An 18,794-nucleotide genomic window follows, 5' to 3' on the forward strand; every position below is an offset into this window, starting at 1 on the left:
TCCTCTTTTTATTTCAAGATTTCATCGATTGCATCAAGTTCTTCTTTTGTAAATTCAAGTTTCTTAACAATTTCAACATTATCTTCTATTTGTTTTACTTTACTTGCACCTATTAATACTGTTGTTACACGATCGTTTCGCAGTACCCATGCCAAAGCCATCTGCGCCAAGGTTTGACCTCTATTTGAAGCTATTTCATTTAGCTTAACTACTTTGTTAATGACATCTTGCGTTACATCTTTGCTTTGTAGGAAAACACTTTGGTTTGCTGCTCTAGAATCCTTTGGAATACCATTTATATACTTATCGGTTAACAATCCTTGCGCCAATGGACAAAACGCAATAGATCCAATCCCTTCTTCTTCTAGTACATCTAATAGACCGTCTTCCACCCAACGATTAAACATATTATACTTTGGTTGATGAATAAGGCAAGGTGTACGATTTGCCTTCAATATTTCTGATGCTTTTTTGGTTTCCTCTGCCGGATAATTCGATAAACCAACATACAAAGCTTTTCCACTTCGAACAATCTGGGTTAAAGCATCCATTGTCTCTTCAAGTGGAGTCTCTGGGTCTGGTCTGTGATGATAAAATATATCAACATAATCAAGTCCTAATCTTTTTAAACTTTGATCTAAGCTTGAAACTAAATATTTTTTTGAACCCCAATCTCCGTATGGGCCTGGCCACATGGTATATCCTGCTTTTGTAGAAATAACTAATTCATCTCGATAACCAGATAATTCATTTTTTAGCATTTTTCCAAAATTTTCTTCGGCGGATCCTGGAATCGGTCCATAGTTATTAGCGATATCAAAATGTGTGATGCCAAGATCAAACGCTTTAAAAATTAATGCCTTTTGATTCTCATAAGAATCAATCGAACCAAAATTGTGCCATAACCCAAGTGCTACTCTTGGAAGCTTAAGCCCACTTTTACCACATCTTTTATACTGCATTTTGTCGTATCTTTCTTCGCTTGGTTGATACATCATCATTCCTCCTGTTGGTTGATTTTTATATACATAATCTTATTCTATTCCCTAGAGCTAGCTCTATGTCAAGCTTTTTATTGTACTTCAATCCCTTTTATACAAATTTTTCATCAATCATTTGTAAATCTGCCGGAAAAATAATGTTACTCTTTTCTCTCGCCTTTGTTTGTATCTCGCAAACTAGTAAACTATGATCAAGCATTTGATAGCAGGATGTAAAATCGTTATTTGTTATCATTTCTTCAAAAGCAATAAATTCACTTATCATTCTATGATCATTCCTGTTTTCATTTACCGTAAATACGGTTCCATCATTCATAAGAACTTCAAAGCTTTTGCAAGTATTTGCAGGTGTATTTTGATGAATGCATCCTTTGTCACCTTGAATGTTGATGGCAATGGGAGCTTTGCAGTCTTTTGCACCAATGCAAACACATTGAAACCCATCATAACTCATTATCAATATTCCCGATGTGTCAATCCCATTTACGATATTCGGATAATACTCAACTTGATTTGGTTTTCCAAATAAACCAACTACGTAATGAATATTATAAATATTCAAATCCATAAGCGCTCCCCCTGAAAACTTAGGGTCAAAGGCTGGCAATACATTTCCTTCCTTAAAGCTGTCGTATCTGGAAGAATACTGTGAGTAATTACATTGTATAATTTTTACATTTCCAAGGCTTGGTATCCATTCTTTGATTTTTTTATAATTTGGAAGATACTGATTCGTAATTGCCTCAAATAAAAACAATTGCTTGCTACGCGCCAAGTCACTTAAAATAATAGCTTCTTTATAGTTTGTTGTAAATGGTTTCTCAACAATCACATGTTTTCTAGCTTCTAATGCTTTTTTTGCAAAGCTAAAGTGCAAATGATTAGGTAGAGCAATATATATCGTATCCACATCACTTGCTAACAATTCTTCAAAATTATGATAACCTTCTTTTATATCGTTCTCTTTTGCAAATTGTACAATTGTATCCTTGCTGGCTCTAACATTACAAACCGCTGTTATCTCAATTTTATTAAGCTTTGAAGAAATAGATAAAAATTCCTGTACTATCTTACCAGTTCCTAAAATCCCTAATTTCATGCAAGTACCTCCAACTCATTTCATCCATTGAGTGATTCGTCAATATGAAAAATACCAATTTCTTTGTAATGTTCTAATTTATAATTAACAATTTCCATACTTTTATTAAGTTGTTTGATTTGTTCTTCAATGTTTTTCTTATGCGCTTGTAGCATAATCTTTCTCTCTTCTACACCTGATTGACCTTTTAAACAGCAGTACATAAATTCCTTTATATGTTCAATTGACATCCCACTGTTTTTTAAGCAGCAAATCAGGTTAATCCATTCAATATCATTATCTGTAAATTTTCGTATTCCCGATTCACTTCTTTTTATTAAAGGTAAAAGACCTTCTTTATCATAGTATCTTAGTGTATAAATAGAAAGATTCGTTTTTTCGGACACTTGTTTAATTGTATATTCCATACATTTTTTCCTCTCTCCTATTTGTTCTTTCATAAATTAATTATTAAATATTATCTATTACTTTAACTTTTCTTATAAGCAATTTTTAGCCAATTCGCTGTCTATAAATGAAATATCGAAATGATATTACGATTGAGTTCTTTTGCATTTATATGAATGATTAATTCTTCTACCCCAGAAATCGTCGCTAAACAACAAAGCAAGATACCCGTTACCTCCATTCCAATCCAAACAAAAAAGATTGGAAAACAAAAAAGCAGAAGACCCGTTGCTTTATTTAAATACGTATGTAAAAAGGCAACCGTATGAAATCGGAACAAAGCCACAATTATAGAACTAAAACGTATGACGCAAATCACTGCAATCCATATTGTTAGTAGCTGATTCAACCTTATATAAGGATATAGCAGATATAATAAAACGAAAATAAAAATAAAATCCCCTATACTATCAAGTAATGCTCCAAACTCACTTGTTAGTTTGTACTTTCTTGCTATATATCCATCTAGTATATCACTTATCCCACCCCCAAGATAAAGGAAAAAAAATTGGTTTGAAAATGGTTTTGTAAATAGTAAGATAATGGATAAAATGATTCTGATAATTGATACAAGATTGGGAACTTTTTTTACCATATACACCTCTTTTAGATCTCGTTCATAGAACTTTATATAATAGGACGCAGTTCTTATTTACATAATAAAAATACTTCCTAAATCAATTATACAATTGAATCATTGATTTAGGAAGTATGATTTAAATGAAATATCATTATTTCTTTGATAAGTTAAATCATCCAGAAATTATCGTTGCATACAATTCTTCGGTATCCTTCAAACCTTGACCACTTATTTACGAAGGTCATTTTTTTATCTGAGGATAATTGTTTATACTCATATAGATAGTTATCGACATCAGCCTGTGATTTGATATGTAGTGCAAAACCTCTCTCGTCTAATACCGGCAAACCACCATACTCATAGACATCAATAGAGATTATATCTGCAATTTTTGCGTTTCGAATTAACACAGCTACCGAATCTTCAACCGAAAGAATATCGAAGAAATCAGGATATTTAAAACTGTCACCTTCGGTTGGTATGCTATCTCCTACATGATAGGTCTTATCTTTCGTCTTGGTTCTAGAAAGAAACGCATTTTCTAAGTTAAAATAAAATTCTTCAAAAATATATCCTTTTGCCTTCAAAGACTCTTTCTCAAAGTATGGCTTTTCGCCATGTGTCTCAATATGCTCAACAACACCGCAAGCAGAGGTCATGTGACTGATACGATCTATCATGATTAGCTCGCCAAGCGTCTTATTTTTATGAAACTCATCTACTACGATTTTTTCAGTAAATTCTATTTCACATCGGATGATTTCATTCTTTGTAACCTGAGCAATGGATAGGTGTTCTCCAGTATTTACGTCAATCTTATACTCAATGTCTTTTACTATGGCAGGTATCATCTTAGTTCCTACTTTAACCAGATAATCTTTTCCAACATGAAGCGGCTCATCATCCATCCACAAAATTGTTGTTACTATATTCTTTGCAACCGGAAGATTCTCACAATCAGATAAAACGCATCCTCGGCTTACATCGACTTCTCGATCTAGCTGTATGGTAACTGCCTGACCAGCAACGGCTTCTTTTGCATCTTTATCACCGACTAAGATACTTTCTACTAGTGCACTTTCGTTGCTAGGAAGAGAAAACAACTTTTGACCTACCACCACTTTCCCTGCCTCAATCTGCCCTTGAAATCCTCTAAAATTATGATTCGGACGGCAAACTCTTTGAACTGGCATATAAAAATCAGTGCTCTCTACGCTTTCTGATACATTGACACGTTCCAAATGTGTCATTAAAATCTCATCTTGATACCAGCTCATGTTTTCTGACGGTTTAGTTACGTTATCTCCTTCTGTCGCACTAACTGGAATAATCTTACTATTTTTTAAAGATAATTCTTTTACAAGCATATCAATGTCTTCTTTTATTTCAAGAAATCTTTGTTGACTGTAGTTTACTAAATCCATTTTATTCACTGCAAATACAAAATGATTGATTCCCATAAGTGAACAAATTCTTGCATGGCGTTTTGTCTGTATAAGTACTCCTTGTTTTGCATCAACTAGGATAATGGCAAGCTGTGCAAAAGATGCACCAACAGCCATGTTTCTAGTATATTCCTCATGTCCAGGTGTATCTGCTACAATAAAACTTCTCTGTTCGGTTGTAAAATAACGATAGGCAACATCAATGGTAATTCCTTGTTCTCTTTCTGCCATTAAACCATCTAAAAGTAAAGAATAATCTATGGCTCCACCTCTTGAACCAACTTTACTATCAAGGAGCAACGCTTTTTCTTGATCGGTATACAAAAGCTTTGAGTCGTACAGAATATGCCCAATCAGTGTTGATTTACCGTCATCTACGCTTCCACATGTTATAAATTTTAGCAATCCATTCATTAGAAATACCCTTCCCTCTTTCTCTTTTCCATACTAGCTGCACCACCGTCTTTGTCAATCACACGACTGGTTCGTTCTGACTCAACGGAACTTAATGTTTCTTCTATGATTTGATCCAGTGTATCCGCCTCCGATAATACCCCTCCTGAAAGTGGGTAACATCCCAGTGTACGAAAACGCACTTTTTTCATCTGTGGAACTTCTCCTTGATCTAATTTCATACGATCATCATCTACCATAATGATATTTCCATCGCGAAATACAACTGGTCTTTCTGCCGCAAAATAAAGTGGAACAATAGGTATATTTTCTCTTTGTATGTACTGCCAGATATCTTTCTCTGTCCAGTTTGAGATTGGAAATACACGAATACTTTCTCCTTTATTAATTTCCGTATTGTAAAGCTTCCACATCTCTGGTCTTTGATTTTTTGGATCCCACGCATGAGATGCATTTCGAAAAGAAAAAATTCTCTCCTTTGCACGACTTTTTTCTTCATCTCTTCTACCACCACCAAATGCGGCTGTAAAACCATACTGATCAAGTGCCTGCTTTAAGGCTTGCGTTTTCATAATGTCGGTATAGGCAGAGCCATGGTCAAACGGATTGATTCCTCGCTCTACTCCTTCTTGATTGATATATTCAATCATTTCAATGCCAAGTTCCTTTGCAGTTTTGTCGCGAAACTCTATCATCTCTTTGAATTTCCAGGTTGTATTTACATGCATAAATGGAAAAGGCGGTTTCTCTGGATAAAATGCTTTCATTGCCAAATGAAGCATGACCGAACTATCCTTCCCAATGGAATATAGCATAACTGGTTTTTCACATTGTGCTGCTACTTCCCTTATAATATAGATTGCTTCTGCTTCTAACTCATCTAGATGTGATAATCCACTCATAATCATCTCTCCTAATATTTGTTTGAATCTTTGCTAAATACATCGATTGTCTTAACAGTTCCATCACTTTTCTTAATCTTCCAATGAAGTATATCTCCTTCATAAGTGACATTCATGGTACTAGCATTTCCTCCAATGTCTGCTCCTAGATAAAAATCAATCGCATCAAACTTACATTCTTTCACACAGGAAACACAGCCCCAACAGTCTTTTGGATACTTAATGTATGCCTTTTTGTCCTTCTCTTTAATTAAACTTCCCGGACAGACCTTAATACATTTTAGACAGCCTACACAAGCTTCTTGATTAATTCGTATGCTCATAATCTGCCTCCTTAATGATGTCTCTTACTATTATCTTTAACTCATCATTTACAAGAATCGAATTAATATATTTAAAGTACCCTTCATCTGTATTTGGGTAATCAAGATTTTCATTAAAGGAATGCCATCTGGTTTCTTTTCGATGCAATAAATGAGCTATGACAGATTTGCAAACCGTTAATCGTTCCTTTAATTCATAAACAAACATCAGCTCGTGCATATCATTTGCTCTTACATGCTTCGTCATTTGCCTAATCTGATCAATTTTTTCATCCGCCAACTTTAATTGTTTTTCATTAAATTGATAATGAGTAGAAATTCCTCCTGCGTATTCATCCATTACCTTTTGCATCGCTTCTTCTAGTTCTTCTACTGTAAAAAAATCGCTTTGGTTATAGAGAATATCCTCATACTCCTTCATTTTTTTGCTTACAAATGAGGAATTTGTTTGAATACTCTTCGTTGCATCAAACTTATCTATGATATCAAGTGCAGCAATTTCTCCTTCCGCTAAGGCTCCCGTTACATATTTTTGAGGACATCCTCCTGCTACATCTCCTGCCGCATAAAGTCCCTTAATGGTTGTCTCTCTTTTTGTGTTCACCCAATACCCGCTTGCAGTGTGACCACCTACAATATAGGGTTCTGTTCCAGCGATTTCTACATCTTGCTCACTTGGATTCTTTCCGCTTTCAATCCACTTTAATGTCTGGCTTGGTGCCATATTTAGATATGCCTTTAATAACTCCTCATCCTTTTCTTTTTCGATCTTACTGGTTTGTAAATAACATGGGCCATTTCCTAATTGATTCTCTTTTACGGTGCCATATACACGTTCACTCGTGGTAATGCCATATTTTTCTTCATATACATCACCTCTTGAATTCACCTGCTTTGCACCAACCCCTTGTGCAATCGTACCCGTTGGCGCAATCGTATCCTTACAGCGAAGTGCAATAAAACGCATTTCAAAAGAGGTCATTTCCGCACCTGCTAAGATTCCCATTGCATAACCAGCACCTGTGTTAAAAGGTGGATACCACATCTTATGACGAGAAAATCCTGGATTATTTGGCTTATAAAGACCTGCCGCTCCTCCCGTTGCCACCAATACTTTTTGCGCTCTGATTTCATACACTTTTTCGTGTGATATATGAAAACCGATTGCGCCCATTGCTTCATTATTTTCCACTAATAAATCTGTAATATTTAGATTGTTTAAGATTGTAACACGCTTTGCTTCTTCCACTGCCTTTGTCAAAATAGGCTTAAAATTTTCACCATTAATCTTAATATTTCGATTACCTCTTGCTACGTATTTTCCATTTTCATCCTTTAAGATTACTAGACCAAGTTGTTCCATTACCTTTGTTGTAGCGTTAAATTTCCTTGCTGCGGTTAATAGCAGGTCATGACGAACAATTCCCGCTGCATCCTTGGTTGCATAATCCACATAATCTTCTGGTTTTCTACCTTCAATAATATATGCATTTATCGCATTTACACCTGCCGCAAGGCATCCACTTCTTTTTACATTTGCCTTTTCAGCAACCACTACATTTAAGTTAGAATTTTTACTTAAGGTCAAAGCGGCAAAACATCCAGCCGTTCCTCCACCGATGATAAGCACATCGGTTGTAATGACAATATGTTCTAATTTTTTACTCATAAGTTTCACCTTCCACCATCCATTTACTAAAAGGTTACGATTTCTTTGCCAATTAGTTCTTTATTCTCTAATAGATACGCTCGTTCATCATCATATGCATAAAGCCGATAAACAATGACATGCATTTTCTCACCAATTTGTATCGGTCTTCTCTCTAGTGAACGTTTCGTCGTCAATAAAATATCTCCAACTCGTAGTTTCACTTCTAAACAATTGCCTCGAAACGATATGTCTTCGATAATGCCATCCTCTGAATATGCAATGACATCTTTAAATTTCATATTGTCACTTTTAAAGCTTTCTACAAATTCAGGACGAATGATAGCTCCTTTATAGCTTCCTTTTTCAAAGCCTCTTAAGTTGTAGTAGCCTTCTACTTTTGATGATTGACCGATAAATTCAGCCACAAACGGTGTCTGTGGATTCTTGTATATTTCAATAGGTGTTGCTATTTGCTCAATACGCCCTTTATTGGTAATGATGATTTCATCTGCTACTTCAACGGCTTCATCTTGGTCGTGGGTAACAAATATACTTGTGATGCCTACTTTATGTATCATTTCACGTAACCAGCTTCTAAGTTCAGCTCTTACCTTTGCATCAATTGCGGCAAAAGGCTCATCTAGTAAAAGTAAACTTGGATTGGGTGCCAATGCTCTTGCAAAGGCTACACGCTGTCTTTGACCACCTGATAATTGATTCGGATATCTTTTTTCAAGTCCTTTTAAACCAGTTAATTCAATCAATTCAGATACTCGTTCCTTTATCTGTTTTTTCGGTACTTTCTTAATCTCAAGACCAAACGCTAAGTTTTCATATACCGTCATGTATCGAAACAAGGCATAATTTTGGAATACAAATCCGATGCCTCTTTCAGAAGGAGCGATATCATTTACTCTGTTACCATCAATAATAATGTCCCCTGCATTTGGTGTCTCTAATCCAGCAATCATACGAAGTATTGTTGTCTTTCCGCTACCACTAGGGCCAAGCAATGCAACCAGCTTTCCTTTTTCAATTCCTATATTAATATTATCAGACGCCTTATAACTACCATAGTTCTTATCTATATTCTTTAACTCTACGTACATGTTTACCTCCTGATTCTAGAATCTGATATCTATCTATCTTCCATCTTTCTTTTTGCTTTATATTCCACTATATTTCTGGCTACGATTACGACAATCGCTATGATAACAAGGATGGAGGATACTGCAAAGGCTGCTGTAATTGAATCACTCGATCCTGCCAAATATAAGGCATCTATCTCTAGAGGTAATGTAAATGTTTCTCCTCTTGTTTTTGACAAGGCATTTACCGCTCCAAATTCTCCAAGTGCTCTTGCCGTACATAAAATAATTCCATAAAGCAAAGCCCATTTAATATGTGGAAGAGTAATTTTACGAAATATTGTAAAACCACTTGCTCCCATCAAAGCCGCTGCTTCCTCTTCATCCTTTCCTTGTGCGTTTAGTACAGGAATAATTTCTCTTGAAATAAAAGGAAAAGTAACAAAAATGGTTGCAAGAACAACACCAGGTATGGCAAACACAATCTGAATATTCGTTCCTAATAAATCATTTATCTTTGTAATATAAGAACCTGCCCACCCAAGTCTTCCAAATGTCATAATAAAGGCAAGACCTGCTATGACAGGAGAAATTGAAAAAGGAATGTCTATTAACGTTGAAAGAATGTGTTTTCCTTTAAAGGAAAACTTGGTAATGAGCCAGGCAGCCATAATTCCAAAAAAAGAATTCACAATCACTGCTATTACAGTTGCAAATAGTGTAACCTTAAGAGCTGACAAGGTGTATTCTGACTGTAAGGATTTAAGGTAATAAACAAAGCCCTCACTTAAGGAGTTTATAATCACTGAAATTAATGGAATTACTAACATAAATGTAATAAATAACACACTAATTGCAATCAGAATCATTTGAACTGCTTTCTTATCTTTTTTATTCTCTTGCATCGTAACCTCCTATATATGATTCGTACGTCTTGACTGATGGATTTGAACCATATTGATAAAAAGTAAAATCAAAAATGATAGAATAAGCATTACCAAGGCAATTGCAGTTGCACTGGCGTAATCTACATAATTTAATTTCTGCATAATGACATAGGAGATGACCTGCGTCTTTTCCTTTGCACTATTTCCTGCAATATAAATGACACTTCCATACTCTCCGATTCCCCTTGCAAAAGCCAATCCAAATCCAGTTAATAACGCAGGTCTAAGCTCTGGTAATATGACTTTAAAAAAGGTTCTTGTTTTACTAGCCCCTAATATATACGCTGCCTCTTCGTATTGGGAATCAAGCTTTTCAAGTACTGGCTGAATCGCACGAACCACAAATGGTATTCCTACAAAGATTAATGCTATCGTAAGACCAATTTTTGTATAGGATACCTTAAGCCCTAGCTGTGCCAATGGTTTTCCAATTAATCCTGTATCAGAATATAGCTTTGATAAGGTAATACCTGCAACTGCAGTTGGAAGTGCAAAGGGTAATTCAATCAAACCATCTAAAACTCTTTTTCCTGGAAATTCATATTTTATCAAAACCCACGCAAGAATCGTTCCAAACAAACAATTAATAATTGCTGCAAGGAAGGAACTAATGATGCTGGTTTGAAATGCATTCACCACGTTATCCTTCGTAATTAAATCAAGAAATTCAGCTGGCGAAAGCTGAAAAGAAAATACTAACACTGATAACAAAGGAAGTAATATAATCAGCGAAAGCATGAGCAAAGAAATCCCCATAGTCAACCCAAACCCTGGAATTACTTTGTCTTTTCGTATATACTTTTTTACGATTTGCTTTATCATATTATCCTCCCTCTAAACTTGGTTTTCTTTTTTAATTTCCATAGATTTCATCAAATACTCCACCATCCACAAAAAACTTATCGTATACCGCATTCCAGCCACCAAAATCATTGATGTTACATAGCTTAATATTTAAATCAAATTTATCGGAGAACTCTTGTAATATTGTCTGATTGGTTGGTCTGTACCCATACTCACCAATCATTCTTTGTGCCTCGTCTGTATATAAATATTCCAGATATTGCTTTGCAACTTCTTGTGTATTATTTTTATCTGCATTTTCATCTACGATAGCAACACTTGGCTCTGCCAAAATACTAATACTTGGAGATACAATTTCATAATCCTCTGGGTACTCCTCTACTGTCATAATGGCTTCATTTTCCCAAGCAATTAGGACATCTCCTTGCCCATTTTCCACAAAAGTAGTAGTCGCTCCTCTTGCACCTGAATCCATAACAGTAACATTGGCATATAATTTTGACATAAATTCTTTCATTTGTGCTTCATTATCCTGAAATTGTTGACTAGCATAATACCATGCAGCAAGAAAATTCCAGCAAGCACCGCCACTACTTTTAGGATCAGGGGTAATGACTGCGACTCCCTCTTTAATCAAATCATCCCAGTCTTTAATCTGTTTTTCATTTCCTTTTCGTACAAGAAAAACGATACTTGATGTGTAAGGAGAAGAATTTCCTTCAAATTCACTAATCCAATCTGACTCAATTAAACCTGCCTCTTCTATTAGGGTAATATCATGCGCCAACGCGAGTGTCACAACATCAGCTTTGGCTCCTTCTATTACAGATCTTGCCTGACCACCAGATCCTCCATGCGACTGAACCACTAACACCTCTTTCCCAGTTTTTTCCAAATAGTATTTTTCAAATAAAGCATTATAAGCTACATAAAATTCTCTGGTAGGATCGTAAGAAACATTTGTTATCGTAATCTTTCCAGTTGTACTTGCCTGTGTTGCTTTTTGGCAAGCTGTTAAGGAAAACACCATACTTACTGCCAAAAAAATTGAAATCATTTTTTGAAATTTTTTCATAATATCCTCCTCTTGCGCTTTCTTAACGCATCCCTATAAAACTTACCCTTATTCACTACTTATCCTATATACATATCATATATATATGTTTATAAGTTAAAAAATATTTATTTCTCTGAATTTCATTTATTATATAACTTTTATTTCGTTTATACTTACAGCTTTATCTTTATCAATATGAAATGCCTTTAATACTGGATTTGCTCTATCCATAAGTGATAGAATTAAATATTCACTACTAGAATCATAAGCAAGTCTTTTATCTTCCTCAGAAGGTCTAGATGGCGACTCTGGATGCGAGTGAAAATTACCTAAAAGTACAAGGTCATTGGCTCTTGCATCCTTCATGGCTGCTAATTGTTCTTTCGGGTCCATAGAAAAATGTTCTTTACTCGCATCCAAATTAGTTAAAAGATAAACCTTTTTTACTGTTTTTGTATCACCTTGTATCGTACCAGCAATTAATCCGCAAGCCTCATTTGGAAGTTCTTCTATACAATGCTTCAACATTACATTATAATCATCTTGTTTTAATAAAAGCATAATAACCTCATTCCTATCTTTACTTTAAATCACACTCTGCCTGTTCATAGTCAATTAATTTTGTTATTTCAGGATACTCTCCACATATTGCACAGTGATTGTCTTTTGGTAATTTTACCGTTCTAAATTGCATCTTTAGCGCATCATAGGTTAGTAAGCGACCCGTTAACAATTCACCCTGACCAACAATGTACTTAATGGCTTCCATTGCTTGAAGACTCCCAATTACTCCACCCATTGCCCCAATCACTCCTGCTTGCTTACAGGTTGGAACTGCATCCTTTGGTGGTGGATTCTTGAATACACAGCGATAACAAGGTCCTTCACCCGGAACATACGTCATTAACTGCCCTTGAAAACGAATGATACCAGCGTGAGAAAATGGTTTCTTTGCCATAACACAAGCATCGTTGATTAGAAATTTTGCAGGAAAGTTATCCGTTCCATCAATGATAAAATCATAATCTGCAATTAATTCCATAATATTTTCAGAGGTCACAAACGTTCGGTATGTATTAACAATGATATCAGGATTAATCGCTTTCATTGTTTCTTTTGCTGATTTTACTTTTGCTTTTCCTAAATCACTGGTGGTATGAATCACCTGTCTTTGAAGATTGGATAAATCGACTTCATCTGCATCAGCAATCCCGATTGTACCTACCCCTGCTGCCGCTAGATACATAGCAGCGGGTGCTCCAAGTCCTCCTGCTCCAATAATAAGAACCTTCGCATTTAATAGTTTTTTCTGTCCTTTTACTCCTACTTCCTTTAAAATGATGTGTCTGGAGTAGCGCTCTAATTGTTCATTCGTAAATGCCATTAATATGCTCCTCCTCCCATGAAGTACAAGAACTCAACAACATCACCTTCTGTTAACTTGGTTTGGTCAAAATTGGCTCTTTCTATAAATTCATCATTTAACGTAACGGTTACATATTCTGCATTTTCCACATCTTCTACTTGTATTAGCTTAGTTATTGTGATTCCTTCCTCATAAATTTTTTTGTTCCCTGCAACTGTTATATTCATTCTCTTATCCCCTTTTCTTATTTGAAATATGCCGTAACTAATTCAATTAGTTGATCTTTTTTTACAATCCCTGTTACTCTTGCTTTTTCAAGTCCATCATAAAATAGTAAAGTTGTTGGTGAAGACATCACCTGATATTCATTTACTAACATTTCGTCATAAGTCACATTAACCTTACAAACCGCTATTTTGTCTTCATAATCCTCTTCCAAGTCTCCTAATATAGAAGCCATCTGCTTACAAGGAATACAAGAATCTGAGTAAAATTCAACTATGACTGGCTTTGTTTCCTTTAAAACGTTAGCTTCAAAGTTAGCTTGCGTTATTCTTAATGCCATTTAACTCCTCCTAACTCAATCCGTTTTAATCTTCAACTTTTCGAACGATTAATGTATATGTTCCATCTTCGTTTTCATTTAACTTTAATATCTGATGCCCTTCTTCTTTGATACTTCTTGGTACATTTTGTACTGGTTCTCCATCATTTAGCTTGATTGCTAAAATTTGTCCCTCCTCCAATTCCTCTAATGCAACTTTTGCTTTTACAAAGGTAACTGGGCAAACAACATCTGTAATATCTACCGTATCATCAATTTGAAAATCAGCCATGATAAGCTTCCTCCATTTTCTTAATAAATTTCTCTTTACCAACTCGATCAATTGTGAATCTAAATCTTTCACTTGGATTCCCATTCTCAGCAAAAAATTCGATTGCTGCATCGGTCACACGATAAAGCTGCTCTTCCTTTGTGATAAGTGGCAGTGGTGTTTCACCCTTTGCGATATTATTTCCAAACAAGCCTCCAAAAGAGACGATATATGCAGGCACTGCGTCCCATGCATCGGTAGGACATGATTTGACACATCTTCCACAATTGTTACATTTATTATAATCGACAGTAATCATTCCTTCTTCTATTGTAATAGCGTCTTCTCTACATACTTTCGCACAAACGCCACAATTGATACATTTATCTTGTATCCATGCTATCTCTACTCCACCTTTGATGCCCACATCATTTTCTTCTGCTTTCAGACAATTATTCTGACAGCCAGTAACACCAAATTTGAATTTATGAGGAAGCTCTTTTCCAAAATATCGTTCGTTTAATTTTTTCGCTATATCATAGGTATCAATATTCCCACTTGGACAAACCTCACTTCCCTGACAGGCAGTAACAGTTCTTACTCTTGGACCGCACACACCTGGCTTACAACCACCTTTTGCAAGTTCATCTTTTACTATTTCTACATCCTCTAGTTTAATAAAGGGAATTTCAACACTTTGCCTAGACGTTAAATGTACATGCCCATCTCCATATTTTTCTGCTACTTCTGCAACCTTTTTTAAATTCTCGGCTGTAAGATACCCACCTACGACTTGTAGTCTTAAGGAGAAATTATTCTTTTGCTTCTGACGCATGAAGCCACCCTTTTTTAATGTAGCGTAATCTACTTTCGCCATTTTAGTTTCCTCCCTTTAATGCATTTTCAAAATCTGCTTTTAAATCTTCTATGTCTTCTATCCCAACACTAATACGAATTAAATCATCATATACACCAGAAGCTTCTTTTTCTTGCTCCGTGCAATAAAGGCTAATGGTAGAGGCAGGATGAATCACCAATGTCTTTGTATCCCCTACATTTGAAATAATAAGGGGTAATTTTAATGAATTAATGATTTGAAACGCTCTCTCTTTACTACCTGTACGAAACGTTACAATACCACCATATCCATTGTGAAGTTGACTCTTTGCTAGTTCATGATAGGGACTACTTGCTAATCCTGGATAGTTTACAGTGATATCGGCATCAAGCTGTTCTAAAAATGTTGCTAATGCCAAAGCATTCGTGCAATGTCGTTGCATTCTAAGTCCGAGTGTCTCTAGTCCGATACAGTTTAAAAAGGCATTTTGTGGAGACAAACAAGCTCCTGTATTTCGAAATAGCCCTTTTCTAAGTTTTGCTATGTATGCCATCTTCCCAAATTTAATATAGTCCGAAAGCCCAGGATATTTTTCTTTTGACCAGCGATAGGTTCCTGCATCTGTAAGAATTCCACTAATGGCATCACTGTTGCCATTTATATATTTAGAAGAAGAATTTACTACGATATCTGCCCCTAATAAAAGTGGCTTTACTAGATAAGGAGTAGCCGTTGTATTGTCTATAATCAATGGGACATCATATTGATGTGCAATGTCAGCCAAACCTTTTATATCTGTGACATCTAGTTTTGGATTGCCAATTGTCTCTGCAAAAATAAGTTTGGTTCTTTTTGTGATTTGATTCTCAAAAGCCTTTGGTGTATTTTCTTTTGCATAAAAAGTTTTAATTCCAAAGGCTTCAAAATCACGAAATAAATCAATCGTCCCTCCATATAATCCAGGTGCAGCAACAATCTCATCCCCTGCTTGTAAAATATTTAGAAAGGCATTGGTTAACGCCGCCATACCTGAAGCACAAGCAACACTACTAATACCACCTTCAAGCATTGTAATCTTTTTTTCAAAGGCTTCAATGGTTGGATTGTTGATTCTGGTATAAGAAAATCCTGCTGCTTTATTTTCGAATAATCTTTCCAAAATCTCGGCGCTTTCGTGTTGAAAAGCACTTGATTGATAGATTGGTGGTAGCGTAGCGCCAGTATTTGGCTCGCCATTTGGTGCGTTATGCAAAATCGCAGTATTAAAACCTATCGTTTCCATATATGTCTCCATTCTTTTTCATTCTCTCTATCATGTAAAACTCCCCTTGAAATATAAAACAAATCAACCTGTATAAAGGCTGGTAGAAAGATATCTGTCTCCCATATCTGCATGCAAAATGACAATTGTCTTTCCTACATTCTCTGGTCTTTTTGCCAATTGCATGGCAGCCCATGTAGCTGCTCCAGAAGATATTCCTACCAAGATTCCTTCCAGCTTTCCAATATTCTTTCCGATTTCAAATGCATCTGCATCTGCTACACGTATAATTTCATCATAGATACCTGTATTTAATACCTTTGGTACGAACCCTGCACCAATACCTTGTATCTTATGCGGGCCTGCAATTCCTTTTGACAAGACAGGAGACATTTCAGGCTCTACTGCGATAATTTTGATATTGGGATTCTTTGACTTTAAATATTCACCTACACCCGTTATGGTTCCACCTGTTCCAACCCCTGCAACAAAATAATCGATTTGTCCATCTGTATCCTCATATATTTCAGGTCCAGTCGTTTCTAAATGAATCTTTGGGTTTGCAAAGTTATCAAATTGACTCGGTGTAAAGCTATTAGGAATCTCTTTTGCCAGTTCTTTTGCTTTAGCAATGGCTCCATTCATTCCTTTGGTGCCATCCGTTAATACCAGTTCGGCTCCATATGCCCTCATTAACGTTCTTCTTTCTAGAGTCATAGTCTCTGGCATTACAATAATTATTCTGTAGCCTCTTGCTGCCGCTACCGATGCCAAACCTATCCCTGTATTACCAGACGTAGGTTCTATAATTACCGTATCTTTATTTATAATTCCTGCTTTCTCTGCTTCTTCTATCATTGATTTGGCAATTCGATCTTTTACTGATCCTGCAGGATTAAAATATTCCAGTTTTGCTATTAGCTTTGCCTTTATATTGTATTGCTTTTCTATATTTACTAGTTCAAGAAGGGGTGTTTTACCGATGAGTTGATCTGCCGAGGTATATATCTTTGCCATAAGAATTTTTCCTTTCATCTGTGAAATCCAGTATTTTACATATTAAAATTTATTTAATATTAAACCTATTAACATACTTTGTCAATAGGTTAGTATGGATTAATTTAAAAAAATATAAGCGTAACATAAAATATCTGCTTGCAGACACTTCCTGCGCCATTCTTATTCTATAAAAAGTATCGCTACCAAATTTCTCACTATTTTTATTATATAATAATGAAGAGTAAAAAATAGAAAATAGATTATTTATATAATCTATTCCATAGGTTATTAGGAGGATATTTAAATGTTAAATAACAGGAAAGTTTTACATGGTATTGCAATTGGTATGTTACTAATCTGTACCATATATTTAGTATACTCTATAATATCCAATCCATTTGTGGACAAGATATTATGCTTGCACTCGCTGTCGCAAAGGTACTGCTTACGGTATTCTTTGGAGAAACGTCCTTGATGCTTGCATTCCTAAAAGATTCCAATACCTCTAAGTCATTAATTGATATTTATGATGAACTATATAACCGGCTTGAAGAACAAGATTTTCAAAAGTTGTTTCCAATTATTTTGACAGACAACGGAAGTGAATTTTCTAATCCCAAGAGTATGTGCGCCCAAATTATCCTGTTACCAGAGATTATACCATGAAAAGCAATAGAAAAACGGGAAAGTCATAACAATTGTGGAATTTCGATTACAAATTTTGAAGGTTGATTACAAAATGTGAAACTCGTTTACAAAACGGGAATCTCGTTTTACATTTCACCTCAAACAAGAACAAGTGTTTGCAAAATTACTATTCGAGTCATTTAAACGTCTATTTGTGTAGTTTTAATTGTTTTAACATCAATTATAATATATTATGAATTAGAGAAAACTATAACGCAAAAACTTAATGTTGTATATCGTTTGACATTGAAATCAAATTGAAGGGAGAATAAACAATGAGAGAAATAAAAAAAACTACTATAAGCTTATTATTGTGCTTTGTTATGTGTTTAAGCTTATTCAATTCTTCGCTAATGGTAAGGGCGGAAACTGTTTTAGAACCTAGTTTAATTGTAACAACTTCTAATGATACACTTATAATAAAAAATGAAACTACAGGGGAAACAGCATTAATAATATATACTAATAACCATAGTTCTGCTATAATAACGGACTTTGATGGAAGCAGACATTATGCATATACTGATTATAATGGTAATATATGTTTAGATGGAAAAATAGTTATAGAAAAATTGAAAGATACTAGTGCTGAAAATTCGAAAACTAAAATTTTCTTACAAGCTAGTGATGGATACGAATACGTTACCACTTATTATACTTCTACTGATGTACAAGCAGGGGCAGGAGCAATTGGTTTGGCTTTGATTGGATTAGTACCAGGAATGGCAATTCCTGCTGCACTTATTAGTGTCCTAGCAGGATATAAAGCAATGGTTACTGATAATGTATATATGAAGGTTAAACAATACTATAATGAAAATACTCATTATATTAAAAATGTAGTTTATATGTATAAATATTCTGATTATACAGGGTATCTAGGATCATATACTGAAACACATAAACTATTTAATTAGTTAGATTGGAGGAAATGTCAAATGATGTATTTTACTTTCTTATTACAGTTTATATGGTTTGTAGTTTTCATAGTCTCTTATTTTACTAAGGGGAATGTTCTTCTATTAGTTGCAGCTGCGATAGTACCATTAAATTCTTTTGCGACTTATTAT

Annotated in this window: 21 protein-coding genes and 1 pseudogene; 2 read left to right on the forward strand and 20 right to left on the reverse strand. The window is 35.0% G+C overall.

Annotated elements, in window-relative coordinates; genetic code table 11:
- Window positions 1–8: 8 nt before the first annotated feature.
- From mgrA to cysK, 20 genes are all read right to left on the reverse strand, one after another.
- Window positions 9–995, reverse strand: coding sequence for an L-glyceraldehyde 3-phosphate reductase (gene mgrA, locus F7O84_RS06180; RefSeq protein ID WP_279237985.1), 987 nt, complete (start codon window positions 993–995; stop codon window positions 9–11).
- Window positions 996–1,092: 97 nt separating this feature from the next.
- Window positions 1,093–2,100, reverse strand: coding sequence for a Gfo/Idh/MocA family protein (locus F7O84_RS06185; protein WP_151143065.1), 1,008 nt, complete (start codon window positions 2,098–2,100; stop codon window positions 1,093–1,095).
- Between the two features lie 20 nt (window positions 2,101–2,120).
- Window positions 2,121–2,507, reverse strand: a complete 387-nt coding sequence (locus tag F7O84_RS06190; protein WP_151143067.1) for a MerR family transcriptional regulator — start codon at window positions 2,505–2,507, stop codon at window positions 2,121–2,123.
- A 101-nt stretch (window positions 2,508–2,608) separates the two neighbouring features.
- Window positions 2,609–3,142, reverse strand: coding sequence for a CDP-alcohol phosphatidyltransferase family protein (locus tag F7O84_RS06195; protein WP_151143070.1), 534 nt, complete (start codon window positions 3,140–3,142; stop codon window positions 2,609–2,611).
- Between the two features lie 152 nt (window positions 3,143–3,294).
- Window positions 3,295–4,986 (reverse strand): sulfate adenylyltransferase subunit 1, encoded by a 1,692-nt coding sequence (locus F7O84_RS06200; protein WP_151143072.1) that lies wholly within the window; start codon window positions 4,984–4,986, stop codon window positions 3,295–3,297.
- Window positions 4,986–5,888, reverse strand: coding sequence for a sulfate adenylyltransferase subunit CysD (gene cysD / locus F7O84_RS06205; RefSeq protein ID WP_151143074.1), 903 nt, complete (start codon window positions 5,886–5,888; stop codon window positions 4,986–4,988). The genes F7O84_RS06200 and cysD overlap by 1 nt, the downstream gene beginning before the upstream one ends.
- Before the next feature lie 11 nt (window positions 5,889–5,899).
- Complete coding sequence (locus F7O84_RS06210) at window positions 5,900–6,211, reverse strand: indolepyruvate ferredoxin oxidoreductase subunit alpha (protein WP_151143076.1); 312 nt, start codon at window positions 6,209–6,211, stop codon at window positions 5,900–5,902.
- Window positions 6,195–7,880: an adenylyl-sulfate reductase subunit alpha gene (locus F7O84_RS06215; protein ID WP_151143079.1), complete on the reverse strand. Its 1,686-nt coding sequence runs from the start codon at window positions 7,878–7,880 to the stop codon at window positions 6,195–6,197. Before F7O84_RS06215 ends, F7O84_RS06210 begins: the two co-directional genes overlap by 17 nt.
- Before the next feature lie 26 nt (window positions 7,881–7,906).
- The gene (locus F7O84_RS06220) at window positions 7,907–8,971 is read right to left on the reverse strand and encodes an ABC transporter ATP-binding protein (protein ID WP_151143082.1); all 1,065 of its coding nucleotides are present in this window, start codon (window positions 8,969–8,971) and stop codon (window positions 7,907–7,909) included.
- 29 nt (window positions 8,972–9,000) lie between these two features.
- On the reverse strand, window positions 9,001–9,855 hold the full coding sequence (locus tag F7O84_RS06225) for a sulfate ABC transporter permease (RefSeq protein WP_151143084.1): 855 nt from the start codon (window positions 9,853–9,855) through the stop codon (window positions 9,001–9,003).
- 9 nt (window positions 9,856–9,864) lie between these two features.
- A complete protein-coding gene (cysT, locus tag F7O84_RS06230) occupies window positions 9,865–10,719 on the reverse strand; it encodes a sulfate ABC transporter permease subunit CysT (RefSeq protein WP_151143086.1) in 855 nt (284 codons plus the stop codon).
- A 31-nt stretch (window positions 10,720–10,750) separates the two neighbouring features.
- Window positions 10,751–11,776, reverse strand: coding sequence for a sulfate ABC transporter substrate-binding protein (locus F7O84_RS06235; RefSeq protein ID WP_151143089.1), 1,026 nt, complete (start codon window positions 11,774–11,776; stop codon window positions 10,751–10,753).
- Between the two features lie 129 nt (window positions 11,777–11,905).
- Complete coding sequence (locus tag F7O84_RS06240; RefSeq protein ID WP_151143092.1) at window positions 11,906–12,319, reverse strand: M67 family metallopeptidase; 414 nt, start codon at window positions 12,317–12,319, stop codon at window positions 11,906–11,908.
- 19 nt (window positions 12,320–12,338) lie between these two features.
- The gene (locus F7O84_RS06245) at window positions 12,339–13,142 is read right to left on the reverse strand and encodes a HesA/MoeB/ThiF family protein (RefSeq protein ID WP_151143094.1); all 804 of its coding nucleotides are present in this window, start codon (window positions 13,140–13,142) and stop codon (window positions 12,339–12,341) included.
- A complete protein-coding gene (gene thiS / locus F7O84_RS06250; protein ID WP_151143096.1) occupies window positions 13,142–13,351 on the reverse strand; it encodes a sulfur carrier protein ThiS in 210 nt (69 codons plus the stop codon). The genes F7O84_RS06245 and thiS overlap by 1 nt, the downstream gene beginning before the upstream one ends.
- A gap of 17 nt (window positions 13,352–13,368) precedes the next feature.
- Window positions 13,369–13,689: a thioredoxin family protein gene (locus tag F7O84_RS06255; RefSeq protein WP_151143099.1), complete on the reverse strand. Its 321-nt coding sequence runs from the start codon at window positions 13,687–13,689 to the stop codon at window positions 13,369–13,371.
- 25 nt (window positions 13,690–13,714) lie between these two features.
- Entirely contained in the window at window positions 13,715–13,960 is a 246-nt protein-coding gene (locus F7O84_RS06260; RefSeq protein ID WP_151143101.1) for a sulfurtransferase TusA family protein, read from the reverse strand.
- On the reverse strand, window positions 13,953–14,816 hold the full coding sequence (locus F7O84_RS06265) for a 4Fe-4S binding protein (protein ID WP_151143104.1): 864 nt from the start codon (window positions 14,814–14,816) through the stop codon (window positions 13,953–13,955). Before F7O84_RS06265 ends, F7O84_RS06260 begins: the two co-directional genes overlap by 8 nt.
- Before the next feature lies 1 nt (window position 14,817).
- Window positions 14,818–16,050 carry an O-acetylhomoserine aminocarboxypropyltransferase/cysteine synthase family protein gene (locus F7O84_RS06270; RefSeq protein WP_151143742.1) on the reverse strand — a complete coding sequence of 411 codons (1,233 nt, stop codon included), beginning with the start codon at window positions 16,048–16,050 and terminating at the stop codon, window positions 14,818–14,820.
- Window positions 16,051–16,122: 72 nt separating this feature from the next.
- Complete coding sequence (gene cysK / locus F7O84_RS06275; protein WP_151143106.1) at window positions 16,123–17,055, reverse strand: cysteine synthase A; 933 nt, start codon at window positions 17,053–17,055, stop codon at window positions 16,123–16,125.
- A gap of 414 nt (window positions 17,056–17,469) precedes the next feature.
- Here cysK and F7O84_RS06280 point away from each other — a divergent pair.
- Window positions 17,470–17,664: pseudogene (locus F7O84_RS06280) on the forward strand (IS30 family transposase); the annotation flags it as partial.
- 335 nt (window positions 17,665–17,999) lie between these two features.
- Window positions 18,000–18,641: a hypothetical protein gene (locus F7O84_RS06285; protein WP_151143108.1), complete on the forward strand. Its 642-nt coding sequence runs from the start codon at window positions 18,000–18,002 to the stop codon at window positions 18,639–18,641.
- Window positions 18,642–18,794: the final 153 nt, after the last annotated feature.

The organism is Candidatus Galacturonatibacter soehngenii, assembly GCF_008830185.1.
GTDB lineage: Bacteria > Bacillota > Clostridia > Lachnospirales > Lachnospiraceae > Lachnotalea > Lachnotalea soehngenii.